This is a genomic window from Rhodococcus sp. EPR-157, from assembly GCF_001647195.1.
In the GTDB taxonomy this organism is placed as follows: Bacteria; Actinomycetota; Actinomycetes; order Mycobacteriales; family Mycobacteriaceae; genus Rhodococcoides.
Map to the genome: position 1 here is coordinate 1 of NZ_LVCV01000649.1, position 10,561 is coordinate 10,561.

A 10,561-nucleotide genomic window follows, 5' to 3' on the forward strand; every position below is an offset into this window, starting at 1 on the left:
GGTCGGAGCAGCGAAAGGCACGCGAGCACGATAGTGATTGCGCCTACTGCGAAGCCGACTCGCCGGGCGATTCGTGGTGTCCACAGCCCGGCGGCCTCGCTGCCGGTCGCGGCGACCGCGTACATGAGGTCGTCGAACAGCGGGGGCGGCGCCGGAGCGTCGGCCGCACCGAGAACGAGCAGTTCACCATCGCGGATGGACGCTTCGTTCAACGTCAGTGTGTCGGCGATCGGCGGCATTCCCACCTTCGACAGCACCCAGGATCGGCCTTGTCGATCGGTGGCCGCAGACGTGCCACGCGAATCGAGTACGTCCACGATGCCGGGTAGCAGCAGGGAAATCGGGACATCGGTGGGCAATGCCATGTCGACCTGCACGGACTCGCCGAGAACAGTGAGCCTGCACAGGTCCAACGGAGCAGCGCCTCGGCGCCCGTCGCCGCCACGAATCGCCGCGCCGTCGTTGCGCGCATGCAGCCCGTGCCGATCCACGGCCTGCGAAAGGTCCCCCGTCATGCATTCCCCCCGGAATCTTTGTTCGCCGAAGCATCCCCCTGGCTGCAGGCGACTCTACGATACCCAGCTTCCCGGCGACGGCGGGTCGAGACCGGGAAGGGGTGTCAGGCCGTCGTGCGCGCTGGTTCCTGGCCGGCCAATTCGCTCACGTCGGCGAGCAATTCGTAGGACCGCAACCAGGATTCGCGATCCACGGACCCCGAGGCGACGATGAGTTCGTCAGCGTCTGCATGACGGGTGAACTTGTCCAGGTAGTCCTTCACGGTCGAGGGTGTGCCCACGGCCGAATACTTCGTCATCTGCCGTATCTGGTGGCCTTGGGGGGCATCGAGCAGCATGTCGGCCTCATCGTCGGTGAATTTTCGACCACGACCGAGCAGGAGACTCACACGGCTTCGCTTGGTCGCCAGGAACTGCCGTTGTGCGTCGGCTTCGGTGTCGGCTGCGATCACGTTGACTCCGGCGATCACGTAGGGCGCGTCCAGTTGGGCGGATGGACGGAAGTCTGCGCGATAGATCGACACTGCCTGCTCCAGCGCGTCGGGCGCGAAGTGCGACGCGAATGCGAACGGCAGTCCGAGCGCGGCTGCCAACTGGGCACCGAACAGCGATGATCCGAGAATGTAGAGCGGAACATGGGTGCCGGCTCCAGGCGTCGCCACCACGCCCTGCACCAGCGACTCGTCCGACAGATAGCCCTGTAGTTCTTGAACGTCCTGCGGGAATCGATCGGCGGACGACGGGTCACGACGCATGGCACGCATCGTTTGCTGGTCGCTTCCCGGCGCTCGTCCGAGCCCGAGATCGATCCGCCCCGGGTGCAGGGTCGCAAGAGTCCCGAACTGCTCCGCAATGGTCAACGGAGCGTGGTTGGGCAGCATGACCCCACCGGACCCGAGCGTGATCGTGCTGGTATTCGCCGCGACGTGGCCGATGAGGACGCTGGTCGCCGACGACGCGATGGTGCGCATGTTGTGATGCTCTGCGTACCAAATGCGCCGGTAGCCCCACTTCTCGGCTCGCTGGGCCAGCGTCACGCTCGCATCGAAGCTGTCCCGGACGCTCTCGCCTTCGCCGATGTGCGCGAGATCGAGAATGGAGAGTGGTACGGACACGGTGGATGCCAGCCTTTCGGTTCGAGAATCGAGCGTGATCTTCGTTCGACGAGCACAATGCGCTCCTCGATTTCCAACCGATGTGGATCCCGGGCTATTCCGTCGCGGCTGGAGGGAAAGGCTGGCCGAGCTCGCGTCGATGCGTTAGCCTTCGCGGGCGAAGACACACTCGCCTGGGAACGGGTGTGTCGACGGTAATGGGGGATACCGATCGGCGGGGGCTGAGGATCGCGTGATTGCAGGAGCAGTGTGAGTACCGTGCGGTTCGTCCGCGGTGCGCGTCGAGGAGTTCCTCGAACACCGGGTGGCGAGGTGGCACTTCAGGCTCCGCCGGAAATTCCGCGGATCGTGCCCGGAAACCTGATGATGAAGCTGATGCCCGTCGTCATGGTGGCAGCGATGGTCGGCATGGTTGCGTTGATGTTCACCTCGGGCATGGCGGCGAACCCGATGATGCTGATGTTTCCGGCGATGATGCTGGTGTCGATGTTGGGAATGGTGTCCGGCGGCGGCAAGAGCGGTGGAGCCCGGACGGCGGAGGCCAACGAGGACCGCAAGGACTACCTGCGATATCTGGATCAGTTGCGCAAGGATGTCGGTGTCACCTCGGCGAGTCAGCGTGCAGCGTTGGAATGGTCACACCCGGATCCCGGCGTTCTGTGGTCCTTCGCCGGTAGCTACCGGATGTGGGAACGCAGGGGCACAGATCCCGACTTCTGCCACGTTCGAATTGCTCGCGGATCGCAACGCCTTGCGACGCGGCTGGTCCCACCCGAGACCGGCCCGGTCGAAGAACTGGAACCGGTATCGGCTGTGTCACTGAGACGGTTCGTGCGTGCACATTCGGTGGTGGCTGACCTCCCGACGGCCGTGTCGTTGCGTGGATTCGCGGCCATTTCGATCGCAGGGGACCGTGATGCGGCCCGCGCGACGGTGCGCGCCATGCTGGCGTCCCTGTGCACTTTCCACGACCCGGACCAGGTCAGGCTCGCTGTGGTCTGCGGGCCGGACACGGTGATGTACTGGGACTGGACCAAGTGGCTCCCGCACACCCAGCACGATCTCCTCACTGATGGGGCCGGCAGCGCTCGAATGATCTACGGTTCGTTTCTGGAGCTGGAAAGCGCTCTCGGCGAACATCTCTCGCTACGAAACAGATTCACTCGCGGTGCTCCGCCCACCCCTGGAGTGCCGCATCTGGTCATAGTCGTGGACGGAGGACTGCTCGACAACAGTGGCACCGACGTGATCCGCACCGGACTCGAATCGGTCACCGTCGTGGACCTGTCCGACTTCGCGACCTCGCTCGCGTCGACTCGCGGTCTACGACTGGTCACCGACAACGGGACCATCGGCGCGGTGAGCGGACCCAACGTCGAGGTCTTCGGTAATGCCGACGCGATGAGCGTGGCGAACGCCGAGACCGTGGCACGTCGCCTCTCTCCGTTCCGGACGAGCTCGCACGCAGGTGTCGACTCCTCGGTGAGCGATGCGGAGTCGATCTCGAGCTGGAACCATCTCCTCGCCATCGCCGATGTCGGAGAGTTCGATCCGATGCAGGTGTGGACACCGCGGCGCGGGCGAGATCGTTTGCGGGTCCCGATCGGTGTCGCTCCGGACGGAAGTCCGGTGGAGATCGATCTCAAGGAATCGGCGGAAAACGGGATGGGGCCCCATGGGCTCTGTATCGGCGCGACCGGATCCGGAAAGTCCGAGTTCCTCCGAACACTCGTACTCGGGCTGGTGGCGACGCACGGGCCGGACCAGCTCAATCTGGTTCTCGTCGACTTCAAGGGTGGTGCGACGTTCGCCGGTCTGGAAGACGCTCCACACGTCGCCGCCGTCATCACCAACCTCTCCGACGATCTCGCCCTGGTCGACAGGATGAAAGATGCACTCGCGGGTGAGATGAATCGGCGTCAGGAGGTACTCCGCGACGCGGGCAACTTCGCGAATGTGACCGACTACGAGAAGGCGCGGTCGGCCGGGGCTGCGCTGGCGCCGATGCCTGCACTGTTCATCGTCGTCGACGAGTTCTCCGAATTGCTCAGCCAGCAACCGGATTTCGCCGATCTGTTCGTGGCGATCGGGCGTCTCGGACGCTCGCTGCACATGCATCTTCTTCTGGCGAGCCAGCGGCTCGAAGAGGGGAAGCTCCGCGGTCTCGACAGTCACCTGTCGTACCGGATCGGTCTGAAGACATTCTCGGCCAACGAGTCTCGAACAGTCCTCGGAGTTCCCGACGCCTATCACCTACCTGCGCAGCCCGGTGCGGGATACCTCAAGTGCGATTCGGCCGAGATCATGAGATTTGCGGCCTCGTACGTGTCGGGTCCCTACGTTCGGCCACGCACGAGAGTGGCCGGCACTCGGCACTCGGTGGTGGACATCCGGCCACGGGTGTTCGGCGCCTTCCCCGTGCCGATAGCCCCGGACATTCCCGTGCGCGCAGGTAGTGCGACGGACGAATTGTCGCAACCGCCCGCCGCCCGCGACCGGGAAGATGGGCAGGACGGCCGGACTGTTCTCGATGTCGTCGTCGCCCGCGTCCGAGGTCACGGAACACCTGCGCACGACGTGTGGCTGCCGCCACTCGATCGGTCGCCGACACTCGATCGTCTGCTTGCCGACGGCACCGTGACTGCTGGCGAGTCGCGGGCGGCGACGTTACGAGTCCCGATCGGCGTCGTAGACCGGCCGTTCGATCAACGACGTGAACTCTTGCAGATCGACTTGTCCGCGGCGCAGGGGCACCTGGCGATAGTCGGGGGCCCGCAATCCGGAAAGTCCACGGCGCTGCGGACTCTGATCATGTCGCTGGCCTCGACGCACACGCCCGAGCAGGTTCAGTTCTACTGTCTCGACTTCGGTGGAGGCACACTGAACGGGCTCGTCGACCTGCCGCACGTCGGGTCGGTGGCAAGCCGTCTGGACGTCGACACGGTCCGTCGGACAGTCGCGGAAGTGACCGCCGTGATCGGACGGCGGGAACGACTGTTCCGTCAGCGCGGCATCGACTCGATGGCGGAGTTTCGTCGACGGAAGGCCGAGTCGCGGATCGACGACGAGGACAACTTCGGCGACGTCTTTCTCGTAGTGGACGGATGGGGGAGCATCCGAAGCGATTTCGAACCCCTCGAGCCCCAACTCGCAGCGCTGGCTGCACAAGGTCTGTCGTACGGCGTTCATCTCTTGGTCACGGCATCCAGATGGGCCGAAATACGTCCCGCCACCAAGGATCTGATCGGTACTCGGGTCGAACTGAAACTCGGTGACGCCTCGGATTCGGAATTCGGGCGTGCGAAAGCCGCGCGAGTGCCCGAGAACCGGCCCGGCCGAGGAATCACCAAGGACGGCCTACACCTGTTGATCGGGCTGCCCAGGCTCGACGATGCGCCATCCACCCCTGATCTCGGCGCTGGTATTCAGGCGGCAGTGTCGCTGATCGCGGCGCGCTATGCCGGCCGATCCGCACCGAAGGTACGGATGCTCCCGGACAGCTTGCCGTTGGAAGAACTGCGTCGCACGTTGACCGGACGCTGGCCACGACAGCGGGGGACCACGCCCGAACTGTGGGTGCCCGTCGGTATCGACGAAGCGGAATTGAAGCCGATTGCACTCGATTTCGCGGAGCAGGCGCATTTCATCGTGTTCGGGGACACCGAATGCGGAAAGACCGCGTTGCTCACATCGATCTGCTCCTCGCTGACGGCTGCCAACACACCGTCTCAGGTGAAACTGATTCTGGCCGACTATCGACGAACGATGCTCGGTGTCGTCGAATCGGATCACCTTGCTGGTTACGCTGCGTCGCAGCCGGTTCTGTCGACGATGATGAACGAACTGGCGTCGAAGCTCGCAGAACGCATGCCTGGCCCTGACGTCACGGCGCAACAACTACGCGAACGGTCGTGGTGGAGCGGACCCGAGATCTTCGTGATCGTCGACGACTACGACCTGGTCGCGACCGCGTCGGGAAATCCGTTGGCCGTCTTGGCCGACTACCTCCCGCACGCCCGAGACATCGGACTGCATCTCGTTCTCGCGCGCCGTTCGGGCGGTGCGTCGCGGACCATGTACGACCAGATCATCTCGCGCATGCGAGATTTGGTGTCTCCCGGGTTGGTGATGAGCGGCAGCCGTGACGAGGGCAATCTGATCGGTACCGTGAAGCCGTCGCCGATGCCACCTGGGCGAGGTGTACTCGTGGACAGGCGAGGACAGTCGCTCGTTCAGCTCGCCTGGTCGCCCACGTGAGTTCGGCCGGTACCTACGCCGCGGTGCACCTCGGTGACGATTCGGTGTCGGTTCTGGTCGAGTCGGGTGCGGGTCGGTCGCTTCGATGCTTCGAGACGGCGTTGTCGATGAAGGCCGGGAACCTGGTTTTTCTCGGGCGCGAGTTCGATCCGGATGACTCGAATCCGGGCAGCGAGTCGCAGCAGGACGGTGCGGAAGTCGAACGGTTTCCGTGGACGTTCGTCGACGACGAGGAGGTGCTGGTCGGTTCGATTCCGGTTCCGGCCCAGCACGTGTTCGGCGGAACGGTCGCCGATGCGCTCGGACGGTCGGGCGCACAGGGGCCCGTCGACATGTTGGAGATCGTGTGCCCGTCGTTCTGGGGTGAGCGTCGCCAGAGCGTGGTCCGACGAGCGGTGTCGGCCCTCGCGCGCGAAGTGGTGATGGTCGACGCTGCGACTGCAGCGGTCAGGTCGGCGGGTGAACGTGCGCCGGCGTGCGCCGTCGTCGTCGAGTTGAACGAGCTGAGTTCGACCGTGAGCGCTCTGACGGCGAGCACAGCGTCGTTCGGGTCCGGGGAACACTATGAGCGCTCCGGCCGGTGGGTTGCGCTGGGCAGCCGGGACCTCGCGGTCGCCGATTCGTTCGCCGACGCCGTCGCCTCCATCGACGAGCGGGTGACGACATGCGCGGCGGCCTTCCTCGGGAACGGCCCGGCAGAGGTGTTCATCCTCGAATCGACGAGGCACACAACCGTTCCGGAACTGCTACGAGGATCGTCACATCGATTGCATCGCCTGCGAGGACCCGACGTGGTCCGGTCGATCGCAGACGGGGCCGACTGGGTCGGTGGGGTAGACGGGGCAGACAGGGCCGACTGGGTCTCTGGGGGTGATCCTCCAACTGTTCACGAGGGGTTGGTGCCGGATAGAGCGCCGAGACCCGTCCGAGCCGCGGCCTGGCTCGCGGACGCCCCGACCCCGCCGACCCCGCCCGCCGATCGCCGAGCCCCGATACTTCTGGCAGGCATGGTGGCGGCCGTCGCGGCGGTGGTGGTCGGAGGTTTCGTGGCTTTCGATGCCGTCACGAGTTCTTCGACGCCCGTCGCGATGCCTGCTCGGCCGACCGATGTCGGACCGGCAGTCACATTCGATTCTCCTGCGCCGTCATCCGAGTCGCCGACTCATAGTGCGACGACGAGTGCCGGTCCGCCCCCGATTACGCGTTCGTCGTTCGGTAGAGCGAGCGTGGAGGTTCCCGAATCGTGGTCCGAACGTTCCGAAGCCGGTCGACTTCTGCTGGTGCCACCCGACTACCCCGACCGCAGAATCGTGCTCGCCACGGTGGATCTCCAGCCGACGGTCACGTTCGACGACGTCGCCGACGACCTCGAGGAGCAACTGGTGGCTCGGGGCGAAAGCTCCACGATCGGAAGCTTCACGCGTGCAACCGACTTCGGCGGGAGAGTCGGCATCTCCTACGTCGAGTCACCCGGCGACGCATCGGTGGTCCACTGGCGAGTCTTCGTCGACGACGGTCTGCAGATCAGCATCGGCTGTCAGAGCTCGATGGGAGCCGAAGAGGTACTCCACGACGATTGTGCGCACGCCGTCGAGAGCCTCGCGGTGGCCGGTTCGTAGGTCAGAGGGTGCAGGCATTTCGAGAATGTTTGCTTTGGATGGAACCGAACCGCTACGTGGATGCGTCCAATCAGATGTAGGGGGAGTTCCGCAGGTGCGCCGCGGTGAACCGGCCTCGACCGAGCATTCACCCGAGTGCTCGAAACCGATGAACATGAAGGAGTCGACATGGCAGAAACAGATATTCAGACCATGCTCGCAGTGTCTGCAAAGGTCGACGGCTTGCGCGAGCAGATCGGCGGCTTGCTGCGGGCGCTGCGCGCGGACGTCGACCTCGCGGCCTCGGGGATCTGGAAGGGCACCGCGTCGACGACGTTCGCCCAGGTCATGACCAGCTGGGATTCGAGTGCTTTCAAGTTGGAGAACGCGCTCGCCGGCATCGGCGAGTCGATCAAGACGAGCGGTGTGCAATACGACCAGTCCGAGCAGGACAACGTCGCGCAGATCAACACCATCGGCAGCAGCCTCAACCTCTGATCGCGTCACCCGAAGACACAGAACGTCCCTGAGTCGACACTGGTCGGCCGAACGAACGTGAGGAATCGATGATGAACGGCGAAATCAAGTACAACTTCGGTGCTATCGGCGATCTGGCCGGTGGAATGACGACCAAGTGGTCGTCGCTGAACGAAAAGCTCGACGAGGTCAAGTCCACCATCCAGCCTCTGGTCGCGACCTGGCAGGGCGCTGACTCCGATGCTTACCAGGTCAAGCAGGCCGAGTGGAATGCGGCGCAGGCTGAGCTGAACGGCGTCCTGCAGAGCCTGATCGGCTCCGTCACCTCCGGCAACCAGCGGATGCAGGAGCAGGAAGCGCTCAACAGGTCGCGTTTCTCGTAGAAGGCTCGATCCACGACGTGCATCACGGCCCCGGTGTCCATCGACATTGGGGCCGAATGCTGCGCGTGCCGGGGTGTTCGTTGTTCACTGGACTTCATGAACCGTGACAGCGCGCGAATCGACGAGTCGAGGGCTCTGGTGGCCGCGCGGCTCGAGTCGTTGCGAGCGCAGTTCCGGGCGATCGTCGAAGGCTCGCGGTGGTCGACCGACGACGACGAACACGACCCCGAGGGATCGACTATCGCGTTCGAGCGAGCAGCGGTACTGTCGCTCGCCCGTGATGCGGAAGACGAGCTCAGAGAGCTCGAGGCCGCCGCAGTGCGGGTGTCGGCGGGGACATACGGCACGTGCGAGCGGTGTGGCTCACCGATTGCCGATGCTCGACTGGAAGCCCTGCCTGCCGCGCGTCGCTGCATAGCGTGTGTGCGGATGCGGTGAGCGCTACGGTTGGCGTTTTGACCTGGGGGACCGGTTCCCGGTATCGTCCCTCTTTGGCGTGTATGGGCTCGCCGCGCACAATGCTGCGCGTCGATCTCTTGATCTCGGGTCTCAACTGGCCGCCGAGGTCATTCACTCGTCTTGGCCAGCAGCGACATCATGAAGACAGGAAACCTGTGTCTACATACAGCCCGAAGGCCGGGGACACTACCCGGACTTGGCATGTGATCGACGCCACGGACGTCGTGCTCGGACGCCTTGCCGTCCAAGCCGCGACGCTTCTGCGCGGAAAGCACAAGCCGACCTACGCACCTAACGTCGACGGTGGCGACTTCGTCGTCATCATCAACGCCGAGAAGGTTGCCATCAGTGGCAACAAGCTCGACGGCAAGTTCCACCACCACCACTCCGGCCACCCGGGCGGTCTGAAGTCGCGCTCGACCCGACAGGTGTTGGAGAACAACCCCGACCGTCTTGTGGAGAAGGCCGTCAAGGGCATGATCCCCAAGAACAAGCTCGGCAATGCCATCGCGGGCAAGCTGAAGGTCTACGCGGGACCCAACCACCCGCACGCAGCTCAGCAGCCCGTTCCGTTCGAGATCAAGCAGGTGTCCCAGTGACGGCGCCGGAGGGAAATGACGTGACGTCGCAGGAAAACCTGGAAGATGGCGTGGAGATCGCCGCGGACGAGTTCGTGGCAGTCGAAGACCCCGAGGTCGTAGAAGAGATCGAAGCAGCCGCTGCGGCGCCCGCTCCGATCCTGTTCGATCGCCCGGTCCAGACCGTCGGTCGTCGTAAGGAAGCTGTTGCTCGTGTTCGGTTCACCCCGGGCACCGGCGGCTTCAAGCTCAACGGCCGGAGCCTCGAGGACTACTTCCCGAACAAGGTGCACCAGCAGCTGATCAAGGCTCCGATGGTGCTCGTCGATCGGGCAGAATCCTTCGACATCGTCGCACTGCTGCACGGCGGCGGACCTTCCGGTCAGGCCGGCGCGCTGCGTCTCGCCATCTCGCGCGCCCTCATCGAGGTCACCCCCGAGGATCGCCCGCCGCTCAAGGCTGCCGGCTTCCTCACCCGTGACGCGCGTGCGGTCGAGCGTAAGAAGTACGGCCTGAAGAAGGCCCGTAAGGCGTCGCAGTACTCCAAGCGCTGACGCTTTTCACAGATCTACCCGCGAGGGCAGGCGTCCAGATGTACCGGATGCCTGCCCTCGCGGCGTTTGTTTCAGCTGCTCCACTATTTTCCGGCGAAGGGGGACGGGTCCGCATGACTCGACTGTTCGGTACCGACGGCGTACGGGGGCTGGCCAATGGCCTGTTGACTCCGGAACTGGCACTGAAGGTGGCCAAGGCTTCAGCTGCGGTACTGGCACCTGGTTCTGCGGGCGAGCGGCCGATGGCAGTCGTGGGTCGGGATCCGCGGGCCAGTGGGGAGATGCTGGCCGCCGCAGTCACCGCAGGCCTTACCGCGTCCGGTGTCGATGTCGTGGACGTCGGCGTGATACCTACGCCCGCAGTCGCATTCCTCACTTCCGAGTACGGTGCGGCTCTCGGGGTCATGATCTCGGCGTCGCACAACCCCATGCCGGACAACGGAATCAAGATTTTCGCTGCCGGGGGCCACAAGCTCGATGACGACGTCGAGGAACGAATCGAATCGTTCATCGCCGACGGCACGACGGGTAACGCACCGGTCGGTGCCGAGATCGGCCGAGTTCGCACGGCCGTCGATGCAGTCGAACGGTACGTCGCACATGTCAGCGGCGCGCTCTCCACACG

The 10,561-nt window shown here is 64.5% G+C and carries 9 protein-coding genes and 1 pseudogene; 8 read left to right on the forward strand and 2 right to left on the reverse strand.

Annotated elements, in window-relative coordinates; genetic code table 11:
- Together eccD and A2J03_RS27765 are read right to left on the reverse strand one after the other, a co-directional pair.
- A partial coding sequence (eccD, locus tag A2J03_RS27760) for a type VII secretion integral membrane protein EccD (RefSeq protein WP_068380919.1) occupies positions 1 to 515 on the reverse strand: 515 nt, incomplete at its 3' end.
- A 104-nt stretch (positions 516 to 619) separates the two neighbouring features.
- Positions 620 to 1,630 carry an LLM class flavin-dependent oxidoreductase gene (locus A2J03_RS27765; RefSeq protein ID WP_068380922.1) on the reverse strand — a complete coding sequence of 337 codons (1,011 nt, stop codon included), beginning with the start codon at positions 1,628 to 1,630 and terminating at the stop codon, positions 620 to 622.
- Positions 1,631 to 1,879: 249 nt separating this feature from the next.
- On the opposite strand from A2J03_RS27765, the gene eccCa reads away from it, so the two are divergent.
- The 8 genes and pseudogenes from eccCa to A2J03_RS27805 all read left to right on the forward strand — a co-directional run.
- Entirely contained in the window at positions 1,880 to 5,887 is a 4,008-nt protein-coding gene (eccCa, locus tag A2J03_RS27770) for a type VII secretion protein EccCa (protein WP_068380925.1), read from the forward strand.
- The gene (locus A2J03_RS27775) at positions 5,884 to 7,506 is read left to right on the forward strand and encodes a type VII secretion-associated protein (protein ID WP_231912740.1); all 1,623 of its coding nucleotides are present in this window, start codon (positions 5,884 to 5,886) and stop codon (positions 7,504 to 7,506) included. Before eccCa ends, A2J03_RS27775 begins: the two co-directional genes overlap by 4 nt.
- Positions 7,507 to 7,674: 168 nt before the next feature.
- Positions 7,675 to 7,983, forward strand: a complete 309-nt coding sequence (locus A2J03_RS27780; protein WP_231912741.1) for a WXG100 family type VII secretion target — start codon at positions 7,675 to 7,677, stop codon at positions 7,981 to 7,983.
- Positions 7,984 to 8,054: 71 nt separating this feature from the next.
- On the forward strand, positions 8,055 to 8,345 hold the full coding sequence (locus tag A2J03_RS27785; RefSeq protein WP_231912742.1) for a WXG100 family type VII secretion target: 291 nt from the start codon (positions 8,055 to 8,057) through the stop codon (positions 8,343 to 8,345).
- Between the two features lie 96 nt (positions 8,346 to 8,441).
- Positions 8,442 to 8,783 (forward strand): TraR/DksA family transcriptional regulator, encoded by a 342-nt coding sequence (locus A2J03_RS27790; RefSeq protein WP_068380936.1) that lies wholly within the window; start codon positions 8,442 to 8,444, stop codon positions 8,781 to 8,783.
- Positions 8,784 to 8,959: 176 nt separating this feature from the next.
- Positions 8,960 to 9,403 (forward strand): 50S ribosomal protein L13, encoded by a 444-nt coding sequence (gene rplM / locus A2J03_RS27795; protein WP_068380939.1) that lies wholly within the window; start codon positions 8,960 to 8,962, stop codon positions 9,401 to 9,403.
- Positions 9,400 to 9,936 (forward strand): 30S ribosomal protein S9, encoded by a 537-nt coding sequence (rpsI, locus tag A2J03_RS27800; RefSeq protein WP_082898136.1) that lies wholly within the window; start codon positions 9,400 to 9,402, stop codon positions 9,934 to 9,936. Before rplM ends, rpsI begins: the two co-directional genes overlap by 4 nt.
- A gap of 113 nt (positions 9,937 to 10,049) precedes the next feature.
- A pseudogene (locus A2J03_RS27805) lies at positions 10,050 to 10,561 on the forward strand (phosphoglucosamine mutase); the annotation flags it as partial.

Coding starts and splice junctions, on each gene's coding strand:
- A2J03_RS27785 (WP_231912742.1), top strand. CDS start 8,055: ATGAACGGCGAAATCAAGTACAACTTCGGTGCTATCGGCGATCTGGCC.
- A2J03_RS27790 (WP_068380936.1), top strand. CDS start 8,442: ATGAACCGTGACAGCGCGCGAATCGACGAGTCGAGGGCTCTGGTGGCC.
- A2J03_RS27780 (WP_231912741.1), top strand. CDS start 7,675: ATGGCAGAAACAGATATTCAGACCATGCTCGCAGTGTCTGCAAAGGTC.